At 68.0% G+C, this 21502-nt stretch carries 21 protein-coding genes; 16 read left to right on the top strand and 5 right to left on the bottom strand.

The window, feature by feature from the left end:
• Window positions 1–167: 167 nt before the first annotated feature.
• From acnA to C9E82_RS20785, 3 genes are all read left to right on the top strand, one after another.
• Window positions 168–2924 carry an aconitate hydratase AcnA gene (gene acnA, locus C9E82_RS20795; RefSeq protein ID WP_119898693.1) on the top strand — a complete coding sequence of 919 codons (2757 nt, stop codon included), beginning with the start codon at window positions 168–170 and terminating at the stop codon, window positions 2922–2924.
• 144 nt (window positions 2925–3068) lie between these two features.
• The gene (locus C9E82_RS20790) at window positions 3069–3914 is read left to right on the top strand and encodes a polysaccharide pyruvyl transferase family protein (protein ID WP_119898694.1); all 846 of its coding nucleotides are present in this window, start codon (window positions 3069–3071) and stop codon (window positions 3912–3914) included.
• Between the two features lie 138 nt (window positions 3915–4052).
• A complete protein-coding gene (locus tag C9E82_RS20785; protein WP_244936050.1) occupies window positions 4053–4904 on the top strand; it encodes a hypothetical protein in 852 nt (283 codons plus the stop codon).
• Between the two features lie 4 nt (window positions 4905–4908).
• Here C9E82_RS20785 and C9E82_RS20780 read toward each other — a convergent pair whose 3' ends face one another.
• Window positions 4909–5235, bottom strand: a complete 327-nt coding sequence (locus C9E82_RS20780; protein ID WP_119898707.1) for an antibiotic ABC transporter — start codon at window positions 5233–5235, stop codon at window positions 4909–4911.
• A gap of 159 nt (window positions 5236–5394) precedes the next feature.
• On the opposite strand from C9E82_RS20780, the gene pyrC reads away from it, so the two are divergent.
• From pyrC to C9E82_RS20735, 10 genes are all read left to right on the top strand, one after another.
• Window positions 5395–6441 (top strand): dihydroorotase, encoded by a 1047-nt coding sequence (pyrC, locus tag C9E82_RS20775; protein ID WP_119898696.1) that lies wholly within the window; start codon window positions 5395–5397, stop codon window positions 6439–6441.
• On the top strand, window positions 6438–7109 hold the full coding sequence (locus tag C9E82_RS20770; RefSeq protein WP_119898697.1) for an orotate phosphoribosyltransferase: 672 nt from the start codon (window positions 6438–6440) through the stop codon (window positions 7107–7109). Before pyrC ends, C9E82_RS20770 begins: the two co-directional genes overlap by 4 nt.
• A 124-nt stretch (window positions 7110–7233) precedes the next feature.
• Window positions 7234–8721 carry a replicative DNA helicase gene (locus C9E82_RS20765; RefSeq protein ID WP_119898698.1) on the top strand — a complete coding sequence of 496 codons (1488 nt, stop codon included), beginning with the start codon at window positions 7234–7236 and terminating at the stop codon, window positions 8719–8721.
• A 4-nt stretch (window positions 8722–8725) separates the two neighbouring features.
• Window positions 8726–8869 carry a DMT family protein gene (locus tag C9E82_RS24235; RefSeq protein WP_147393102.1) on the top strand — a complete coding sequence of 48 codons (144 nt, stop codon included), beginning with the start codon at window positions 8726–8728 and terminating at the stop codon, window positions 8867–8869.
• A complete protein-coding gene (locus C9E82_RS20760; protein WP_119898699.1) occupies window positions 8866–10062 on the top strand; it encodes a multidrug effflux MFS transporter in 1197 nt (398 codons plus the stop codon). Before C9E82_RS24235 ends, C9E82_RS20760 begins: the two co-directional genes overlap by 4 nt.
• A gap of 157 nt (window positions 10063–10219) precedes the next feature.
• On the top strand, window positions 10220–11617 hold the full coding sequence (locus C9E82_RS20755) for a helix-turn-helix domain-containing protein (protein WP_119898708.1): 1398 nt from the start codon (window positions 10220–10222) through the stop codon (window positions 11615–11617).
• A gap of 181 nt (window positions 11618–11798) precedes the next feature.
• Complete coding sequence (locus C9E82_RS20750; RefSeq protein ID WP_244936049.1) at window positions 11799–13112, top strand: M23 family metallopeptidase; 1314 nt, start codon at window positions 11799–11801, stop codon at window positions 13110–13112.
• Complete coding sequence (locus C9E82_RS20745) at window positions 13102–13593, top strand: bactofilin family protein (protein WP_119898701.1); 492 nt, start codon at window positions 13102–13104, stop codon at window positions 13591–13593. The genes C9E82_RS20750 and C9E82_RS20745 overlap by 11 nt, the downstream gene beginning before the upstream one ends.
• A 254-nt stretch (window positions 13594–13847) precedes the next feature.
• Window positions 13848–14702: a fumarylacetoacetate hydrolase family protein gene (locus C9E82_RS20740; protein ID WP_119898702.1), complete on the top strand. Its 855-nt coding sequence runs from the start codon at window positions 13848–13850 to the stop codon at window positions 14700–14702.
• A gap of 12 nt (window positions 14703–14714) precedes the next feature.
• Window positions 14715–15437: an SDR family oxidoreductase gene (locus tag C9E82_RS20735; protein WP_119898703.1), complete on the top strand. Its 723-nt coding sequence runs from the start codon at window positions 14715–14717 to the stop codon at window positions 15435–15437.
• 5 nt (window positions 15438–15442) lie between these two features.
• Here C9E82_RS20735 and C9E82_RS20730 read toward each other — a convergent pair whose 3' ends face one another.
• The 4 genes from C9E82_RS20730 to C9E82_RS20715 form a co-directional block, all read right to left on the bottom strand.
• A complete protein-coding gene (locus C9E82_RS20730) occupies window positions 15443–16288 on the bottom strand; it encodes a DUF2189 domain-containing protein (RefSeq protein WP_119898704.1) in 846 nt (281 codons plus the stop codon).
• A gap of 98 nt (window positions 16289–16386) precedes the next feature.
• A complete protein-coding gene (gene coaD / locus C9E82_RS20725; RefSeq protein WP_119898705.1) occupies window positions 16387–16884 on the bottom strand; it encodes a pantetheine-phosphate adenylyltransferase in 498 nt (165 codons plus the stop codon).
• An 88-nt stretch (window positions 16885–16972) separates the two neighbouring features.
• On the bottom strand, window positions 16973–17434 hold the full coding sequence (locus C9E82_RS20720) for a CBS domain-containing protein (protein WP_119898706.1): 462 nt from the start codon (window positions 17432–17434) through the stop codon (window positions 16973–16975).
• Window positions 17435–17492: 58 nt separating this feature from the next.
• A complete protein-coding gene (locus C9E82_RS20715) occupies window positions 17493–18404 on the bottom strand; it encodes a LysR family transcriptional regulator (RefSeq protein WP_122449381.1) in 912 nt (303 codons plus the stop codon).
• Between the two features lie 101 nt (window positions 18405–18505).
• Here C9E82_RS20715 and C9E82_RS20710 point away from each other — a divergent pair, with 101 nt between their 5' ends.
• The 3 genes from C9E82_RS20710 to C9E82_RS20700 all read left to right on the top strand — a co-directional run.
• Window positions 18506–20005, top strand: a complete 1500-nt coding sequence (locus C9E82_RS20710) for a CoA-acylating methylmalonate-semialdehyde dehydrogenase (protein ID WP_119901198.1) — start codon at window positions 18506–18508, stop codon at window positions 20003–20005.
• Between the two features lie 145 nt (window positions 20006–20150).
• Window positions 20151–21281 carry a carboxylate-amine ligase gene (locus C9E82_RS20705; RefSeq protein WP_119901197.1) on the top strand — a complete coding sequence of 377 codons (1131 nt, stop codon included), beginning with the start codon at window positions 20151–20153 and terminating at the stop codon, window positions 21279–21281.
• A gap of 94 nt (window positions 21282–21375) precedes the next feature.
• Window positions 21376–21502 (top strand): acyl-CoA dehydrogenase family protein (locus C9E82_RS20700; RefSeq protein ID WP_147393036.1); only part of this gene is annotated, 127 nt, incomplete at its 3' end.

Below are 21502 nucleotides of genomic sequence, written 5' to 3'. Positions count from 1 at the left end.
AGAGCGATGGGGGCGTGCCCCTTGAGCAACGCCCCCAAATATGGTATGCGATTGCATACAATGTTTTTGCCGACCCCTCGTGCTGCATGCTTGCGCCGCATGGCAGCATCAGGCAAAGCAGGGACACGCATGTCCGACCCATCCATCTCGCAGACAGGGAGGCCCTGATGCCGATTCAGACCGGAACCGATACCGCCAAGACCCGCCGCAGCCTGCAGGTCGGCGGCCGCGACTACGCCTATTACTCGATCGACGCTGCCACCGAGGCGGGACTGGGTGATTTCTCGAAACTGCCGGCCGCGCTGAAGGTCGTGCTGGAGAACATGCTGCGCTTCGAGGATAACGGCCGCACCGTCAGCGTCGACGACATCAAGGCCTTCGCCGAATGGGCGACCCAGGGCGGCAAGAACCCGCGCGAGATCGCCTATCGCCCGGCCCGCGTGCTGATGCAGGACTTCACCGGCGTGCCCGCCGTGGTGGACCTTGCCGCGATGCGCGACGGCATCATCGGGCTGGGGGGCGATCCCCAGAAGATCAACCCGCTGAACCCGGTGGACCTGGTCATCGACCATTCGGTCATGATCGACGATTTCGGCAATCCCCGCGCCTTCCAGCGCAACGTGGACCTGGAATACGAGCGCAACCTTGAGCGTTACACCTTCCTGAAATGGGGCCAGAAGGCGTTCAACAATTTCCGCGTCGTGCCGCCCGGCACCGGCATCTGCCACCAGGTGAACCTGGAATACCTGGCCCAGACGGTCTGGACCGATACCGACCAGGACGGCGCCGAGGTTGCCTATCCCGACACGCTGGTCGGCACCGACAGCCACACCACCATGGTCAACGGCCTGGCGGTCCTGGGCTGGGGCGTCGGCGGGATCGAGGCCGAGGCCGCGATGCTGGGCCAGCCGGTGTCGATGCTGATCCCCGAGGTCGTCGGCTTCAAGCTGACCGGCCGGATGATGGAGGGCACCACGGCCACCGACCTGGTGCTGAAGGTCGTCCAGATGCTGCGCCAGAAGGGCGTGGTCGGCAAGTTCGTCGAGTTCTACGGCGAGGGGCTGGACCACCTGCCGCTGGCCGACCGCGCGACCATCGCCAACATGGCGCCCGAATACGGCGCCACCTGCGGCTTCTTCCCGATCGACAACGAGACCCTGCGCTATCTGCGCAACACCGGCCGCGACGAGGACCGCATCGCGCTGGTCGAGGCCTATGCCAAGCAGAACGGCTTCTGGCGCGGCGCCGACTACGATCCGGTCTATACCGACACGCTGCACCTGGACATGGGCGACATCGTCCCGGCGATCTCGGGTCCCAAGCGCCCGCAGGACTATACGCCGCTGAACCTGGCCGCGCGGGCCTTCTACAAGACCGTCGCGGAATATCGCGGCGTCGACCTGTCGGTGGCGGCGAACGAGATGGTCGACGAGGGCGGCGCGGTCGTGGCCCCGGCCAATGACGTGCGCAAGACCGTCGCGGTCGAGGGCAAGGACTACGCGATCCGCGACGGCTCGGTGGTGATCGCGGCGATCACCTCCTGCACCAACACCTCGAACCCCTATGTGATGATCGGCGCGGGCCTGGTCGCCCGCAAGGCGCGCGCGCTTGGCCTGACCCGCAAGCCCTGGGTCAAGACCTCGCTAGCGCCGGGCAGCCAGGTCGTCGGCGAATACCTGGAGGCCGCCGGGCTGCAGGAGGACCTGGACGCGCTCGGCTTCAACCTGGTGGGCTACGGCTGCACCACCTGCATCGGCAATTCGGGGCCTCTGGGCGATGCCGCGATCTCGAAGGCGATCCACGACAACGACCTGGTCGCCACCGCCGTGCTGTCGGGCAACCGCAACTTCGAGGGCCGGATCAGCCCCGACGTGCGCGCGAACTATCTGGCCTCGCCGCCGCTGGTCGTGGCCTATGCCATCGCGGGCGACGTGAACATCGACCTGACCAAGACCCCGATCGGCAAGGACCAGGACGGCAAGGATGTCTATCTGAAGGACATCTGGCCGACCGCCCAGGAAGTCGCCGAACTGGTCGAGGCGACCGTGACCCGCCAGGCGTTCCAGAGGAAATACGCCGATGTCTTCAAGGGCGACGAGCGCTGGCAGGCGGTCGAGATCACCGACAGCGAGACCTATGACTGGCCGCCCAGCTCGACCTATATCCAGAACCCGCCCTATTTCCAGGGCATGTCGAAGGATCCGGGCGAGATCAGCGATATCGACGGCGCCCGCATCCTGGCGATCCTGGGCGACATGATCACCACCGACCACATTTCGCCCGCCGGATCGTTCAAGCCGACCACCCCGGCCGGCAAATACCTGACCGAGCGGCAGGTCGCGCCCAAGGATTTCAACAGCTACGGCTCTCGCCGCGGCAATCACGAGATTATGATGCGCGGCACATTCGCCAATATCCGCATCCGCAACGAGATGCTGGAGGGCGTCGAGGGCGGCTATACCAAGGGGCCGGACGGGCAGCAGACCTCGATCTTCGACGCCTCGATGGAATACCAGGCGCAGGGCACACCGCTGGTGATCTTCGGCGGCGTGGAATACGGCGCCGGCTCGTCGCGCGACTGGGCGGCCAAGGGCACCAACCTGCTGGGCGTCAAGGCGGTCATCGCCGAGAGCTTCGAGCGCATCCACCGCTCGAACCTGGTCGGCATGGGCGTCATCCCCTTCGAGTTCACCGAGGGCGAGAACCGCAAGTCGCTGGGGCTGAAGGGCGACGAGGTGGTCTCGATCCACGGCCTTGCGGGCGAGTTCAAGCCGCTGTCGCTGGTGCCCTGCACCATCCGTTATGCCGACGGCACCGAGAAGACGATCCAGCTGAAGGCCCGCGTCGATACCGAGGTCGAGATCGAATATCTGAAGAACGGCGGCGTGCTGCATTACGTGCTGCGCAACCTGGCGCGCGCGTGATCGCCGCCCCTGCCCCCTGCGGGGCGTGAACAGGCGAACGGCCCCCGGAGACATACCGGGGGCCGTTTTCGCTGCCGGTGGAACCGGCCTTGACCCGCGCGCGCCCCTGCCCAAGGATGGCGCGGCATTCACAAGCGGCACCCGATGACTTTCCCCCTGACGAAACCCGACGAGGCCGAGCTTGCCCGCCTGCAACGCGGCGAATTGCCCGACGACAACATGTGGTGGTCGTGGTGGGGCGATTTCATGAATTTCGGCGACTGGATCGGGCCCTGGCTGTATCACAGGCGCACCGGCCGCTATCCGCGCCATTGCGCGCCCGGCCATGTGCCCGAAGGCGTCGCGGTGCATTTCACCTGCGGCAGCATCCTGCAGAAGATCCGCAAGAAGAATCGCGCGGTCGTCTGGGGGTCGGGCATCAAGAATCCCGATGACTATTTCATGCGGCCCAAGCAGGTTCTGGCGGTGCGCGGCCCGCTGACCAGGCGGGTACTTGAACAACGGAGATACGAGCAGCCCGAGGTGATGGGCGATCCGGGCCTGTGCCTGCCGCTGTATCATGCGCCGCAAACCGGCGGCAGGAAATTCCGCCTGGGCCTGATCCCGCATGTCTATGACATGGGATTCTGGCGGAAGAACAAGAGCCTGCTGCCGGAGGACACGGTCCTGATCGACCTGAAGCGGCCGATCGAGGAGGTGATCGATCTCATCCGTTCCTGCGAGGGCACGCTGTCGACCTCGCTGCACGGGATCATCGTGTCACATGCCTATGGCATCCCCACGGCCTGGATCGGATCCTTTTCGAAGGAACTGGAGAGCGATTTCAAGTTCCGGGACTATTTCCAGTCGGTGGGCATGGACCTGACCGGGAAGGATCGCCGGAAGATCGCCCTGCCCTTCGATCCCGGCGACTATGCCGCCGATCTTGCCCTGCCGCCGAAGGACCTGAAGGCGATGGCCCGCGAACTGCTGGCGGTCTGTCCGTTCTGACCGGCCAGCTTTCCCGACCCGGATGCAAAGCGGTTTGACTGTCCGGCTGTGGCGGATAATCTGCGCCTCGCCCCGCCGGAGGGCGTAACGATATGAAAAGATAGGGCAGCGCCGATGCAGATGGTCTTTCACCTCGGGGTGCACGCAACCGACGGCGACCGGATGCTGAAGACATTGCTGAACAATCGCGCGCCGCTGCTGGAACAGGGCACCGAGGTCATCACGCCGACCCGCTATCGCGGCATCTTCGAGGAGGCGCTGATGGCGCTGAACGGCGGCGTCGCCACGCCCGAGATGGAGCAGATCATGCTGGACGCGGTGCTGGAACATGACGGCACCCAGCGGGTCGTGCTGTCCAATGCGGGCTTTCTGGGCGCGCCGGGCCGGGTGGTCGGCCATGGCAAGCTCTATCCCCAGATCGCCTCGCGGGCGGCGGCGCTGGCCAATCTGTTTCCCGATGCCGATTGCGAATTCTTCCTGGCCATCCGCAATCCGGCGACCCTGCTGACCGAGGTCCGGCCGCTGGTCGCGGGCGGCAATTACGACGCGCTGATGCAGGGCACCGACCCGCGCGCCCTGCGCTGGAACGATGCGATCCGCCGCCTGCTGGGGGCGCTGCGCGGGCGGCGCGTGGTGATCTGGTGCCACGAGGACGTGCCGCTGATCTGGCCCGAGGTGGTGCGGCTGGCCGCCGACATGGCGCCCGACCTGCCGCTGGCCGGCGCGTTGATCTATATGCACGAATTGCTGGGCGATGCCGGGCTGCCGAAGCTGCGCGCGGCCCTGGCCGGGCGCGACCAGCTGACCATCGCCGCCCGGCGCGGGATCTATGCCGAGATGCTGGAACGCCACGCGCTGGCCGGCGCGCTGGACCAGGTCGTGGACCTGCCCGGCTGGGACCAGGCGCTGGTGGACGAGGTTTCGGCCCGGTACCGCGCCGACATCGCCGAGATCGCGGCGCTGCCGGGCGTGGAATTCGTGACCGCGTAGCGGCTCAGGCGCTTTTCGCGCGGGCCAGTCGGCGGGAATTGGCGCGGGTGCGCCGGCCATAGGGGCGCAGCGCCGCCGACAGCACGCGATCGCCACTATGGCCGCGGCTGGCCGCCTGGATCGCCGCATAGAGCGATTCCGAGGCCGCCGCCTGTTTCTCGGCCACCATGCGGAAGGGCTCGCCTGGGCTTTGCGTGACGATGCCCATCATCCCGGCCATCCGCATGGCGATGACCATCTGCGATTCCAGGGCGATGCGCCCAATCTGAAGCCACAGGTAAAGGGGCAGGTTGCGCGAAGTCAAAACCTTCGCCGCAGCAGGGGTGATCATATGCATGTTCCAAATAGGTTCGTCATAGACGGGCATGGTGCGACTTAGTGCCGCGCGGCGCAACCAGCACTTTTGTATAGCTCCTGCCCGCCTGGGGAATGGCTGAAGATCGGGCACGGCGGCTTGGCAAGACGCGCGGCCCGTGTATAGAGGCGGGCCATGGACCAGCACAGCATCACCCTTCGCCGCCCGGACGACTGGCACCTGCATCTGCGCGATGGCGCGATGCTGGCCGCCGTCGCCCCGCATTCGGCCGCATTCGGCCGCGCCATCATCATGCCCAATCTGGTGCCGCCCGTGGTCACGGGCGCCCAGGCCGCCGCCTATCGCGATCGCATCCTTGCCGCCCTGCCCGAGGGCGCGGCGCTCAGTCCGCAGATGACGCTCTACCTGACGGACGGCACCGATCCCGCCGATGTGGTCAGCGCCCATGCGGCGGGAATCATCCGCGCCGTGAAGCTCTATCCCGCCGGCGCCACCACCAATTCGGCCAGCGGCGTGACCGATGTCGACCGGGTGCGCCCGGTGCTGGAGGCGATGGCCGAGGCCGGCATCCCGCTTTGCGTGCATGGCGAGGTGACCGACCCCGCGGTGGACATCTTCGACCGCGAGGCCGTCTTCATCGACCGCGTGCTGGACCCGGTCCGCCGCGCGACGCCCGGCCTGCGCGTGGTGATGGAGCATATCACCACCAGCGACGGCGTGGCCTATGCCCGCTCCGGCGGCGACGGCCTGGGCGCGACGATCACCACCCATCACCTGGTCATCAACCGCAACGCGATCCTGGCGGGCGGCATCCGGCCGCATTACTATTGCCTGCCGGTCGCCAAGCGCGAATCGCACCGGCTGGCGCTGCGCGAGGCGGCGACCAGTGGCGAGGCGCGCTTCTTCCTGGGCACCGACAGCGCGCCGCATCCCGACAGCGCCAAGCTGCAACCCTGCGGCTGCGCGGGCTGCTTCACCGCGCCGAACACCATGTCGATCCTGGCCCATGTCTTCGAGGAAGACGGCGCCCTGGACCGGCTGGAAGCCTTCGCCAGCCTGAACGGCGCCGCCTTCTATGGCTTGCCCCCCAACGAGGACCGCATCCGGCTGGTGAAACGCGACATCCCCGCCGACTATCCCGCGCAGATCGTGGCGGGGGACGAGACCGTCACCGTCTTCGACCCCGGCTTTCCCCTGTTCTGGCATCTGGAGGACGCATGAGCCTGACCTTTCCCACCCGCGAGGAGATCGCCCGCCTGTCGGCCCGGATGCTGCTGGAGATCCGGGCGGTGGATTTCAACGCGGCCCAGCCCTTCACCTATGCCTCGGGCCTGAAGGGGCCGACCTATGTCGATTGCCGCCGGATCATCAGCTTTCCCCGCGTGCGCGCCACGCTCTTGGATTTCATGGCCGCGACGGTGATGCGCGATGCCGGTTTCGAGGCCTTCGACAACGTCGCGGGCGGCGAGACCGCGGGCATCCCCTTCGCCGCCATGATGGCCGAGCGGCTGGCCCTGCCGATGACCTATGTGCGCAAGAAGCCCAAGGGCTACGGCCGCAACGCCCGCATCGAGGGCGTGATGCACGAGGGCCAGCGGGTGCTGCTGGTCGAGGACCTGACCACCGATGGCGGCAGCAAGCTGTCCTTCGTGGACGCGATCCGCGAGACCGGGGCGGCTTGCGCCCATACCGCGGTGATCTTCTATTACGGGATCTTCCCGGAGACCACGCAGCGGCTGGCCGATCACGGCGTCAGCCTGCACCATCTCTGCACCTGGTGGGACGTGCTGGCCGAGGCCCGTGCGCAATCCGCCTTCGACGAGGCCACGCTGGCCGAGGTCGAGGCCTTCCTGAACGATCCGCGCGGCTGGCAGGCGGCAAACGGCTGATCGCCGATTTATCCACAGGCGATCCACAGATCCGCCCCCCGAAATGCGGCCGCGCGGGATTTCGCGCGGCCTTCATATGGGGTAAAAGGGGTCTCATAACCACAAGACAGGGGCAGAGGGGCAGATGAGCGGCTTGCGCGCGATCATTCCGGGGCAGCAGGACGCCGGCGAGGAAACGCCCGCCGTCCCCTATTCGCTGGAGGCCGAGCAGCAGCTTCTGGGCGCGCTCTTGACCAACAACGACGTATTCGACCGGGTCAGCCAGATCATCAAGCCCGAGCATTTCTATCACCCCGTCCATGCCCGCATCTTCGACATCTGCGCCGAGCGGATCCGCAAGAACGCGCTGGCCAGCCCGGTCACCATCAAGGCCTTCATGGAGCATGACGAGGGCCTGAAGGAACTGGGCGGCGCGCCCTATCTGGCGCGGCTGGCGGGGGCGGCGATCTCGGCCTATGCGGCGCGCGACTATGCGCAGATGATCCGCGAATTCGCCCTGCGGCGCGAGCTGATCGCGCTGGGGCAGGACATTTCCGCCCGCGCCGCCAGCGTCGAGGTCGATGACGATGCCGAGGAGCAGATCAAGGCGGCCGAGCAGACGCTCTACAAGCTGGGCGAGCAGGGCGTCGCGGAACGCGGCTTCCAGAGCTTCCTCAAGGCCGTGACCGGCGCCGTGCAGGCCGCGAACGCCGCCTATCAGCGCGACGGCAAGCTGTCGGGGATTTCTACCGGGCTGGTCGATCTGGACGGCAAGATGGGCGGGCTGAACAATTCCGACCTGATCATCCTGGCCGGCCGCCCCTCGATGGGCAAGACCTCGCTGGCGACCAACATCGCCTTCAACATCGCCAGGGCGCACAAGACCGGCGAACGCCCCGACGGCACCATCGGCACGGTCGAGGGCGGCGTGGTCGGCTTCTTCAGCCTGGAGATGTCGGCCGAGCAGCTGGCCGCGCGCATCCTGTCCGAGGCCGCCGAGGTCCCCAGCGAACGCATCCGCAGCGGCAACATGGACGAGGCCGAGTTCCGCCGCTTCGTCGAGGCGGCGCACGCGCTGCAGAACTGCCCGCTCTATATCGACGACACGCCCGCCCTGCCGATCAACCAGCTGGCCGCCCGCGCCCGCAAGCTGAAGCGCACCCATGGCCTCGACGTGCTGATGGTGGACTATCTGCAGCTGCTGAAGGCCGCCAGCGCCAAGGACAGCCGCGTGAACGAGGTTTCCGAGATCACCCAGGGCCTGAAGGCCGTCGCCAAGGAGCTGAACATCCCGGTCATCGCGCTCTCGCAGCTGTCGCGCCAGGTCGAGAACCGCGAGGACAAGCGCCCGCAGCTGTCGGACCTGCGCGAATCGGGCAGTATCGAGCAGGACGCCGATATCGTGATGTTCGTCTTCCGCGAGGAATATTACCGCGAGCGCGAGAAGCCCTCGGACAGCGACCTGGATGCGATGGCGAAATGGCAGCAGGTGATGGAGACCTGCCACGGCAAGGCCGAGGTGATCCTGGGCAAGCAGCGCCACGGCCCCATCGGCACGGTCGAGCTGTCCTTCGAGGGCCAGTTCACCCGTTTCGGCAACCTTGCCCGCGACCGGCAGAGCCAGTGGGACTGAGACCGTGTCCCTGCCCGTCCCGGCCGTCGCCATCGGCCTGCTGATCGCGTCGAATGCCTTTCCCACGGTGGCCCGGCACGGCCATCCGAACCACGGCAACCGCGCCGCCGGCGACGGTGATCGCGCGCGGCTGGTTCATCTGCCATGACTTCCGCCAGGACCGCCCCGCATCTGCTGACCCTTGTGGCGCTGACCGGCATGGCGGCGCTGTCGATGAACGTGTTCCTGCCCTCGCTGCCGGGCATGGCGCGGGATTTCGGCGTGGAATACGGGGTGATGCAGCTTTCCGTCTCGGCCTATATCGGCGCCAGCGCGGTGTTGCAGCTGCTGGCCGGGCCGATCAGCGACCGGCTGGGGCGGCGGCCGGTGGTGCTGTGGGGGCTGGCGATCTTCCTTCTGGCGACGATCGGCACGCTGCTGGCGCGCGACGTGACCACCTTCCTGGTCTTCCGGCTGGTCCAGGCCAGCATCGCCACCTGCATGCTGGTGCCGCGCGCGGTGGTGCGCGACCTCTATGACGGCAACCGCGCGGCCTCGATGATCGGCTATGTCACCATGGGCATGTCGGTGGTGCCGATGCTGGCGCCGGTCATCGGCGGCGTGCTGGACGAGGCCTTCGGCTGGCGGGCGAATTTCGCCATGATGGGCCTGCTGGGGGTGATCGTCATGGCCATCGCCTGGCGCGACATGGGCGAGACGGTGCGCGGCGGCGGCATCCCGCTGCGCCAGCAGATGCGGAACTATCCGGTGCTGGCGCGCTCGGTCCGCTTCTGGGGCTATTGCGGCGCGGCGACGCTGTCCTCGGGCTCGTTCTTCGCCTATCTGGGCGGCGCGCCCTTCGTGGGCGAGAACGTCTTCCACCTGTCGCCCGCCCAGGTCGGCTATTTCTTCGCCGCCCCCTCGATCGGCTATCTGCTGGGCAATGCGGCCTCGGGGCGCTGGTCCGCGGTGATCGGCATGAACCGGATGATCCTGGCCGGCGCCATCATCTGCCTGGCCGCGCTGGCCGCGGCGCTGATGGCCGACCTGCTGGGGCATGTGCATCCCTTCATCTTCTTCGGCGCCATCGCGGTGATGGGGCTTGGCAACGGCATGGTCCTGCCCAGTGCCAATGCCGGCATGATGAGCGTCCGCCCCGAGCTTGCCGGAACCGCCAGCGGGCTGGGCGGCGCGCTGGCCATCGCGGGCGGCGCGGCCCTGTCGGCGCTGGCCGGGGCGATGCTGCAGCCCGGCGCGGGCGCGACGCCGCTGCTGGTGATCATGACCGGCTCGGCGGTGGGGGCGCTCATGTCGATCCTGTGGGTCATGCGGCGCGAGGCGCAGCTGAACCGGATGGGCTGAACCCGTCTCAACCCGATCTTAACCTTCCTGCGCCATGGTCGGGGCCATGACAGCCCTGACCGCCCCTTTCGCCAGCCACGTCCCCGGCCGCCTGCGCGCCCTTGCCCACGTCGCTTTGCAAACGCTACAGAAGGTTTTGCAAAGCGTGGAGGGTTTCATGGCGACTCAGAAGATCTATGCCGGCGCGTCGCTGCGCGAGACGCGGGCGCGGGCCGGGCTCAGCCAGCGGCAATTCGCCGACCGGCTGGGCGTGTCGCTGCCCTATCTGTCGCAGATGGAAAACAACCACCGGCCGATCTCGGCCGGGGTGCTGCTGCGTCTGGCGCAGGAATTCGGGATCGACCTGTCGGCCCTGGCGGCGGGCGACGCCGACCGCATGGTCATCGACATGCAGGAGGCGCTGGCCGATCCGCTGTTCGACACCGTGCCGCCGCTGGCCGACCTGCGGCTGGCCGCGACCAATGCCCCGGTGCTGGCGCGGGCCTTCCTGGATCTCTACCGCGCGCATCGGCAGGGCCAGGAACGCCTGGCCGCGCTGGACGAGGCGATCGGGGCGGCGGGCCAGAACGCCATGGCCACGCCATGGGAGGAAGTGCGCGACTTCTTCCACTATTGCGACAACTACATCGATGCGGTGGACCGCGCCGCCGAACATTTCGCCTGCCCCGGCGGCCAGCGCGGCGATCCCTGGCAGATCGCCGTCCAGGCGCTGGAGGGCAAGGGCATCCGCGTCACGCTGGCCGAGATGCCCTCGGGCGCGGTCTTCCGCCGCCAGGGCAGCCAGATCACCATGAACGCGGCGGCCGAGGCCCCGACCCGCGTCTTCCAGCTGCTGCATATCGTCGCCCTGGAACGGCAGCACGAATTGCTGGAGGCGACGCTGGACCTGGCGCGCTTCCGCAGCGACGCGGCCCGCGACATTGCCCGGATCGGCATGGCCAACTATTTCGCCGGGGCCGCGCTGTTGCCCTATCGCGCCTTCCTGACCGCCGCCCGGACCGAGCGCCACGACCTGGAGCGGCTGGCCCATCTGTTCGGCGCCTCGCTGGAACAGGTCGCGCACCGGCTGTCCACGCTGCAGCGCCCCGCCGCGAAGGGCGTGCCCTTCTTCTTCGTCCGCGTCGACCAGGCCGGCACGATCACCAAGCGCCACTCGGCCACGCGGCTGCAATTCGCGCGCTTCGGCGGCGCCTGCCCGCTGTGGAACGTGCACCAGGCCTTCGAGCAGCCCGGCCGCTTCCTGCGCCAGCTGGCCGAGACGCCGGACGGGGTGCGCTATCTTCTGCTGTCGCGCGACGTCTCGAAACCGGCCGGGGCCTTCAACGCGCCGGTACGCCGCTTCGCCATCGGCCTGGGCTGCGAGGTCGCCCATGCCGAGGGCATGGTCTATGCCGACGGGCTGGACCTGTCGAAGCCGCGAATCTTCGAGCCGATCGGCATTTCCTGCCGAATCTGCCCGCGCCCGGACTGCCATCAGCGCTCGGTCCCGCCCATCGACCGGCCGCTGCGCATCCCCGCAGACAGGAATGGACCGCTACCTTATGAAATTGCGTGACGATTTTTCGCTGAACCGTCCGGTTTCGGCGGATTTTCGCGCGAAGCGGCGCATATCCGCCCATCTGCTGCGCGCGCGGCACCTCGTCTGTTGCCATGAAGGCACAGGTCCTGTTTATCGCAAGGCGAGCGAAACCAGCGCGCCCCGGCCAGAACGGGCGCAACTCGCCGGGGGACATGCCTTGCCGAAACGCCTGATGAACCGACTGAACGCATCGTTGGAAAACTGGTTGCCCGAGCAACGCCTTTTTCTTCGATCGGACAGCACGACGCGTTTCATCCGGCTTCGCCCCGTCACCCAGCTTGTCGCCATCGGCGGCATCACCCTGGCCTTCTCCTGGACGATGGTGGCCAGCTCGATCCTGGTGATCGACGCGGTCAGCTCGGGCTCGACCCGCGACCAGACGATGCGCAGCCAGGCCGCCTTCGAGGCGCGGCTCGACCAGCTTTCGGCGGAACGCGACGCCCGCGCGGCCGAGGCCGTGGCCGCCCAGAACCGCTTCACCATCGCGCTGGACCAGGTTTCCAAGATGCAGTCGCAACTGCTGGCCTCGGAAGAACGCCGGCGAGAGCTGGAGACCGGCCTGGGCGTCGTCCAGTCCACGCTGCGCAACGCCATCGCCGAACGCGACAGCGCCAAGGTCGCCGCGCAGCATAACGGCACCGACGATTTCGGCCCGCTGGCCGACGGCAACCTGAACGAGGAATTCTCGGTCGCGCTGGACATCCTGTCGGGCGAGCTGAAACAGGCCGCCACCCAGCGATCCGAAGCCGTGGAAGAGGCCGAGCGGTCGCGCATCGCCATGGAACAGCTGCAGCAGGAACGCGACGAGATCATCGCCCGCAACGACGAGATCCTCTCCGAGGTGGAAAGCGCGGTCGCCTTCTCGACCAAGCCGCTGGACGACGTGTTCCGCTCGGTCGGCATGAACCCGGACCAGGTCCTGCAGACGATCCGCTCGGGCTATTCCGGGCAGGGCGGGCCGCTGACGCCGCTGTCGCGCTCCAGCCGCGGCGACGCCTCGCTGAGCGAACGCGACGTGAAGGCCCGGCAGATCATGGTCACGCTGGACCAGATGAACACCTACCGCATCGCCATCGAGAAGCTGCCGCTGGCCATGCCGGTCAAGAACTCGTTCCGCTATTCCTCGGGCTTCGGCCGCCGCTGGGGCCGCGCGCATGAGGGCGTGGACATGGCCGCGCCGGTCGGCACGCCGATCCATGCGACGGGCGACGGCGTCATCACCTTCGCCGGCCGCCAGGGCGCCTATGGCAACCTGATCAAGATCGAACACGAGCTGGGCACCGAGACCCGCTACGCCCATCTGTCGCGCATTCGCGTGAAGGTCGGCCAAAGGGTGTCGCAAGGCGAATTGATCGGTGATATGGGGAATACCGGACGCTCGACCGGCCCGCACCTGCACTACGAGGTGCGCGTGAATGGTCGCGCCGTCGATCCGATGAGCTTCATCAAGGCTGCAGAAAATGTTTTCTAAGACCCGCGTAACCGAGAACCGTCCCCAGCAATCCGGCGCCGAAGCCGCGCCCGCGCCCAGCCCCGCGCCCGAACGCAGCGAGGCCGTCCCGGCGCCGCAACCACCCCAGCAACGCCAGCGCAGCGCCCCCTCGGTCCTGTCGGCGGACCTGACCGTCACCGGCAATATCCTGACCGAGGGCGACATCCAGATCGAGGGCACCGTCGAGGGCGACGTGCGCGCCCATCAGCTGGTGGTCGGCGAATCCGCCACCATCAAGGGCGAGATCGTCGGCGACGAAGTCGTGGTGCATGGCCGCGTCGTCGGCCGGGTCCGCGGGCTGAAGGTGCGCCTGACCGCCACCGCGCGGGTCGAGGGCGACATCATCCACAAGACGATCGCCATCGAATCCGGCGCGCATTTCGAGGGCTCGGTCCAGCGCCAGGACGATCCGCTGGCGGGTGGTGGGACCAAGAAGCTGGCGCCTCCTTCGGGCCACTGATCGCCGCGGCAGCGGCCCGGCCCCTCTGCCGGATGCGGCCCGCGATGCGGGCCGTTTCGCATTCCTGCCTCCCGTCGCGCGGGCGGTTGCGTTCCGGCGCGGCTTCGGCTCTGGTCGCGGCGGGCGGCATTCTTCGCCGATGCGATAATCAGCATAGCGACATCGGGGAAAACCATTCGCGCCCGCTGCCGCTAGACTGGCCCCGATCCGGGCGGGGGCGAGGCGTCCGCCGGATCGCGAGAGGGAGGAGAGGAATGAAACTGCTACGCTACGGCCCGTCCGGGTCCGAACGTCCGGGCCTGCTGGACGGCGCCGGCCGGGTCCGCGACCTGTCGGGCCATATAGACGACATCGCGGGCCAGGTGCTGACGCCCGAGGGGCTTGCCCGCCTGGCCGCGCTGGACCCCGAGACCCTGCCGCTGGTCGAGGGCATCCCGCAACAGGACCTGCGGCTTGGCCCCTGCATCGGCCAGGTCGGCAAGTTCATCGCCATCGGGCTGAACTATGCCTGCCACGCCAGCGAGGCCGGCATGGAGCTTCCGGCCGAGCCGGTCATCTTCACGAAATGGACCAGCTCGATCGCCGGTCCCGACGACCCGCTGCACCTGCCCGCCGGCTCGGCCGCGACCGACTGGGAGGTCGAACTGGGCATCGTCATCGGCAGCACCGCCCGGAACCTGTCGGAAAGCGAGGCGATGGCGCATGTCGCGGGCTATTGCGTCGTCAACGACATCAGCGAGCGCGACTGGCAGCTGCGCCGGGGCGGCACCTGGGACAAGGGCAAGGGCCATGACGGCTTCGGTCCGCTGGGGCCCTGGCTGGTCACGAAGGACGAGATCGCCGATCCCGCCGCCCTGCGCCTGTGGCTGGAGGTGGACGGCGAGCGGATGCAGGACGGATCGACCGCGCAGATGGTCTTCGGCGTCGCGCGGCTGGTGGCGGAATGCTCGCGCTATGGCACGCTGCATCCGGGCGATGTGATCACCACCGGCACGCCCGCGGGCGTCGGCATGGGGATGAAGCCGCCACGCTATCTGCGCGCGGGCCAGCAGATGCGGCTTGGCATCGACGGGCTGGGCGTGCAGAACCAGCAGGTGATCGCGGGCTGAGGGAAGGCGCGGATGGCAGGACCGGGCATCATCGTCACCGGCGCGGGCAGCGGCATCGGCCGGGCCACCGCGCGGCATTTCCTGGCTCATGGCTGGCGCGTCGCCCTGATCGGCCGGCGCGAGGCGGCGCTGCGCGAGACCGCGCAGGACCATGCGCAGGCGCGGATCCTGCCCTGCGACGTGCGCGACGCGGCGGCGGTGGACGCGGCTTTCGAGACCGTCGCGGCGGAATGGGGCCGGATCGACGCGCTGTTCAATAATGCCGGGCGCGGGCTGTCCCCGGCCCTGCCCGACCAGGTGGCGCCCGCCGATTTCCGCGACGTGATCGACATCAACGTCACCGGCATGTTCCTCTGCGCCCGCGCGGCCTTCCGCCTCATGCGGGCGCAGGATCCGCAAGGCGGGCGGATCATCAACAACGGCTCGATCTCGGCCCATGCGCCGCGGCCGGGCTCGGTCGCCTATACGGTGTCCAAACATGCTGTGACGGGGCTGACCCGCAGCCTGTCGCTGGACGGGCGCGATTTCGGCATCGCCTGCGGCCAGATCGACATCGGCAATGCGGCGACCGAATTGCTGGTAGAGGTCAGCCGATCCTCGCCCGCGCCCGAGCCGCTGATGGATGTCGCGGTGGTCGCCGATGCGGTCCTGCACATGGCCAGCCTGCCCGAGGGCGCGAATGTCCAGTTCATGACGGTGATGGCGACCAACATGCCCTTCATCGGGCGGGGCTAGGGCCGCTAGGGCATCAGGCGGCGATACATGTGCCAGCTGGCATGGCCCAGCACCGGCAGCACCACGAACAGGCCCAGAAACATCGGCAGGATCCCCAGCGCCAGAAGCCCGGCGATCACCGCCGCCCAGGCCAGCATCACCGCCGGATTGCGCCCCACCGCCCGGAACGAGGTGATGATGGCGGTGATGAAATCCACCTCTCGTTCCAGAAGCAGCGGCAGGCCGACCACGGTGATGCAGAACAGCACGCCCGCGAATCCCGCCCCGACCAGCGTGCCCACCAGCAGCATGACCAGCCCCCGCCCCTGCAGCAGCACCTCGGGCGAGGAGGTGATGTTGGTCAGCGCCGACACGCCCATGAACAGCGCGAAAACGGTATGGGCGACGAAGACCCAGAACATGAACAGCAGCAGGATCACCATCGCCATGGACGGGATCTGCCGGTTCCTCTGGGCGAAGACCACGCGGGTGACGGCACGCCAGTCCAGGGGCTCGGCCGCCTCGATCCGGCGGCTGACATCATAGAGCCCGACCGCCGCGAAGGGGGCGATCAGCGGGAAGCCCAGGATGAAGGGAATCAGCCACCAGTCCTGCCCCGAGGCCAGCGCGACCGCCGCCAGCACCAGCCCGCCCGCGACATAGAAGGCGGAAAACAGCAGCCCGAAGGCCGGGGCGCGGCGGAAATCGCGCCAGCCGTCGGCCAGCGCGCCCCCAATGGCCGCGAATCCGACCTGTTCCGGCTCGGGCAGGTCGTCGGGCCTGTCGGGCGCCGGATCAGGTAGTGGATCGGGCAGCGGATCGCGGGGCGGCTGGGGCACGGGGCGCGGAATCGAGGGGTCGGAACGGATCATCACTTGCCTCCCATGGATCTCGCGCGCAGGGAAAGGTTAGTGCGCGACCGCCGGGCTGGCAACGCGGATCAGGCCGGCGCGGATCAGGCGGGCGCGGATCAGGCCCGTGCCACCCGGCGCATCAGCGCCTCGCAGACGGCGGGGGTGACGAATTTCGACACGTCGCCGCCCAGCCGGGCGATCTCCTTGACCAGCTTCGAGGCGATGGCCTGCCGCTGCGCATCGGCCATCAGGAAGACGGTCTCGATGCTGGAATCCAGCGCCCGGTTCATGCCGACCATCTGGAATTCGTATTCGAAATCGGTGACCGCGCGCAGCCCGCGCACGATGACCGAGGCGCCGACATCGCGCGCGCAGTCGATCAGCAGGTTCTCGAACGGGTGGACCAGGATCTCGCCGCCGGTGCGGGTGACGATCTCGGCGCATTCGGTGCGCACCATCTGGACCCGTTCGTCCAGATCGAACATCGGCCCCTTGTCGCGGTTGATCGCGACGCCGATCACCAGCCGGTCGACCAGCGCCATCGCGCGCTGGATGATGTCGACATGGCCCAGGGTGATGGGGTCGAAAGTGCCGGGATAGAGGCCAATGCGCATGATCTGGCGTCCTCAGTCAAACCTGTTCCCCCAGCCAAAACGGATTCGAGCCGGGATTGCAACCGCTTGAACAGGGGAAGGCGGGTTTTCAGCTGCCCATGATCATGCCGGTCAGCGCCTCTTTTTCGGCCGCCAGTTCCTTCAGGCGCCCGCTGACCGCATCGCCGATCGAGATCACGCCCAGCATGTTGCCGTCCTCGTCGACGACCGGCATGTGGCGGAAGCGGCCCTTGGTCATGCGGTCCAGCACGTCCAGGGCGTCGTCGGCGGTGGTGCAGGTCTGCACGGTCCGGGTCATCACCTCGCTGATCGGCGTGGACAGGATCTCGGGGCCGTGGCCGCCCAGCTGGCGCACGACATCGCGTTCGGACAGGATCCCCTCGGGCTTGCGCCCGTCGGACGAGACCACGGCGGCGCCGATCCGGTGTTCGGCCAACAGCTGCGCCGCTTCCGCAAGCGTGGCCTGGGGCGGGATCGTGACGATCGTCCCGGCCTCGATCCCCGGCTTGCCCGAGGTCCCCTTCATCGACAGCAACTGGTTCACGAGCATCGCGGCTTTCTCCTTCACGGCTTGGTTGAGTTCATCTTTTGCCCCGAATCCCAAGCCGTCAAGTCCGACTTACCGGCTGCCGCCACAGCAGCGCCTCCAGCCGCTGGACCTCGTGGCGGATGCGCTGCGCAAGCTCCTCGGCCAGCAGGGTCAGGCGGCGCGAGGCGCGGTCGTCGGCATGGCGCAGCAGCCAGAAGGCGCGGGTCAGCGCGATGCGCCGCGCCAGCACCGGGCGCAGCTCGGGCACGAAGGGCATGGCGAAGTCGTGGACGATCCCCAGCCCCGCCCCGGCCCGGATCGCCTGCATCTGCACCGAGACCGAATTCGAGCTGAGCGCCGCCGAATCGGCCCCCGTCTCGGACAGGTAGTCCAGTTCGCGGTCGAAGATCATGTCGGGGATATAGCCGATCATCCGGTGCCCCTTCAGGTCCTCCAGGTCGCGGATCGGCGGATGGCGGTCCAGGTAATCCGCCTGCCCCGCCAGGTGCAGCCGGTAATCGGTCAGCCGCTGCACCACCAGCCGCCCGGTATCGGGGGGCGAGACGGTGATCGCCATGTCCGCCTCGCGCTTGGACAGGTTGACGACGCGCGGCTGCGCGACGATCTGGATCTCCAGCCCCGGATGGGCGGCGCACATGGCCCCGGCCACCTGCGGCAGCAGGTAGTTCGCGCAGCCGTCCGGCGCCCCGATCCGCAGCTGGCCCGAGATTCCCGTCTCGCGCCGCACCGCCTCGGCCGCCGCCAGCGCCGCCTTCTCGGATGCCTCGGCCGGGGCGACCAGCCGCTCGCCCGCCTCGGTCAGCGCGTAGCCCTGCGGCGTCTTCAGAAACAGCACCGCGCCCACCGCCGCCTCCAGCCGCGCCACCCGCCGCCCCACGGTCGAGGCATCCATGCCCAGCCGCCGCCCCGCCCCCGACAGGCTTTCGCTGCGGGCCACCGCCAGAAAAATGCGAAGATCATCCCAGTCCACGGCCCCGCCCTTTGCAGAAATGCAAATCCCTTTTGCCAGACTGCCCCTTTTTGCCGCATTTCCGCAAGGCTACAGTGCCCCCCAACCGCAAGGAGGATGCAATGCAGGAACTCTATCACTGGATCGACGGCAAGGAAGTCAAGGGCACCTCGGGCCGCTTCTCCGATGTCATGAACCCCGCCACCGGCGAGGTGCAGGCCCGCGTGCCGCTGGCCAGCGCCGACGAGCTGAACGCCGCCATCGCCAGCGCCGAGAAGGCGCAGCTGGTCTGGGCCGCCACCAACCCGCAGCGCCGCGCGCGGGTGATGATGAAATTCGGCCAGCTGATCAACGACAACATGGACGCCCTGGCCGAGCTGGTCTCACGCGAACATGGCAAGACCCTGCCCGACGCGAAGGGCGACGTGCAGCGCGGCCTCGAGGTGATCGAGGTCTGCATGGGCGCGCCGGCCCTGCTGAAGGGCGAATATACCGACAATGCCGGCCCCGGCATCGACCTCTATTCGATGCGCCAGCCGCTTGGCGTGGTCGCGGGCATCACGCCCTTCAACTTCCCGGCGATGATCCCGCTGTGGAAGATGGGCCCGGCGCTCTCGGCCGGCAACGCGATGATCCTGAAACCGTCCGAGCGCGTGCCCTCGACCTCGCTGATGCTGGCCAAGCTGGCGCAAGAGGCCGGACTGCCCGACGGCGTGCTGCAGGTCGTGAACGGCGACAAGGACGCGGTGGACGGCATCCTGGACCACCCGGCCATCCAGGCGGTGGGCTTCGTCGGCTCGACCCCGATCGCGCAATACATCTATGGCCGCGCGGCGGCGAACGGCAAGCGCGCGCAATGCTTCGGCGGCGCCAAGAACCACATGCTGATCATGCCCGACGCGGATCTGGACAAGGCCGCCGACGCGCTTCTGGGCGCGGGATTCGGGGCGGCGGGCGAACGCTGCATGGCGATCTCGGTCGCGGTGCCGGTGGGCGACGCCACCGCCGACGCGCTGATCGAGCGGCTGGTGCCGAAGATCGAGAAGCTGAAGGTCGGCCCCTATACGGCGGGCGACGACGTGGATTTCGGCCCGGTCATCACCAAGGCCGCGCAGGACCGCATCAACCGGCTGATCGCCTCGGGCGTGGATCAGGGCGCGAAGCTGGTCGTGGACGGGCGCGACCTGAAGATCCAGGGCTACGAGGACGGCTTCTTCTGCGGCCCGTCGCTGTTTGACAACGTGACCCGCGACATGGAGATCTACAAGGAAGAGATCTTCGGCCCGGTCCTCTCGACCGTCCGCGCCCAGAGCTACGAGGACGCGCTGAACCTGGTGATCGACAACGACTACGGCAACGGCACGGCGATCTTCACCGCCGATGGCGACACGGCGCGCGACTTCGCCAGCCGCGTCAACGTGGGCATGGTCGGCATCAACTTCCCGATCCCGGTGCCGCTCAGCTACTACACCTTCGGCGGCTGGAAGAAATCGGCCTTCGGCGACCTGAACCAGTACGGCCCCGACGCCTTCCGCTTCTACACCAAGACCAAGACCGTCACCGCCCGCTGGTTCTCGGGCATCAAGGACGGCGCGGCGCTGAACTTCAAGGCGCTGGACTGAGCCCGTTCATCTTGGCGCAAATATCCCGCCGGGGTGAATTGGCCGCAGGCCAAGAGGGGGGCGCGCAGCCCCCCTTTTTCCTTGCGCCACCCCTCCGCCTGTGCTGCCCTGCCCCATGCGCACGCCCCCTCTCGCAAGGACGGCCATGACCCGTGAACCCGACTTCACCCTTGGCATCGAAGAGGAATACCTGCTGGTCGATGCCGCAACCGGCGACCTGGCCGAGGCGCCCGACGCGCTGATGGCCGCCTGCGCGGCCGAGCTGGACGACCAGGTCAGCCCCGAATTCCTGCGCTGCCAGATCGAGGTCGGCACGCCGGTCTCCGCCGACATCGCCGAGGCGCGCGGCCATCTGGCCCGGCTGCGCGGCTCGATCGCCCGGATCGCGGGCGAATACGGGCTGGCGCCGATCTCGGCCTCCTGCCATCCCTTCGCCGACTGGCGCGACCAGCACCATACCGACAAGGACCGCTACAACGCGCTGTCGCGCGACATGGGCGGCGTGGCGCGGCGGATGCTGATCTCTGGGATGCATGTCCATGTCGGCCTGCCCGACCCGGCCATGCGCATCGACATCATGAACCAGCTGGGCTATTTCCTGCCACATCTGCTGGCGCTTTCGGCCTCCAGCCCGTTCTGGCAGGGCGAGGATACCGGCCTCGCCTCCTATCGCTCGACCGTCTTCGGCAACATGCCCCGCACCGGCCTGCCGCCACATTTCGCCAGCTGGTCCGAATACGAGCGCTCGGTCAAGGCGTTGACCGACCTTGGGATCATCGAGGATGCCAGCAAGATCTGGTGGGACCTGCGCCCCTCGGCCCGCTTTCCGACGCTGGAGACCCGCATCTGCGACGCCGCGCCGCGACTGTCGCAGACCGTCACCCTGGCCGCGCTGATCCAGGCCACGATCCGCATGCTGTGGCGGCTGTCGCGCAGCAATATCCGCTGGCGCCAATACGACAATTTCCTGCTGGGCGAGAATCGCTGGCGCGCGATCCGCTATGGCACGGCCGAGGGGCTGATCGATTTCGGCGCTGGCCGGATCGAGCCCTTCACCGACCTGGCCGAGGACTGGATCGCGCTGATCTCCGAGGATGGCGACGCGCTGGGATCGCAGGCCGCGATCGCGCAGCTGCGCGACCTGGTCCGCCACGAGAATGCCGCCCAACGCCAGCGCACCGTCCTGTCCGGCGCCCTGGCCGCCGGCGCCAGCCGCGACGAGGCCCTGCGCGCCGTCGTCCACTATCTGATCGAGGAGTTCCGCAAGGATCTGTAACCGGCGGTCTGTGACCGGGGCCGCTTGCAAAACTGCTGCAAGATTTGGCAACTAAACGCATGTTCAATTCTTGGGTCGAAGGGGAGGAAGGGCCATGGATTTCGCACTCGGCGAAGAGCAGCAGGCGATTTTCGACATGGCGCGGGATTTCGGCGGCGAACGGATCGCGCCCTTCTCGCGCGAATGGGAACAGGCGGGCACGATCCCGAAGGAGCTGTGGA

Source organism: Paracoccus sigandri, from assembly GCF_003709565.1.
Lineage (GTDB): Bacteria > Pseudomonadota > Alphaproteobacteria > Rhodobacterales > Rhodobacteraceae > Paracoccus > Paracoccus siganidrum.
Note: the sequence above shows the minus strand (reverse complement) of the source record. Positions and strands in the feature narration are given on the sequence as shown.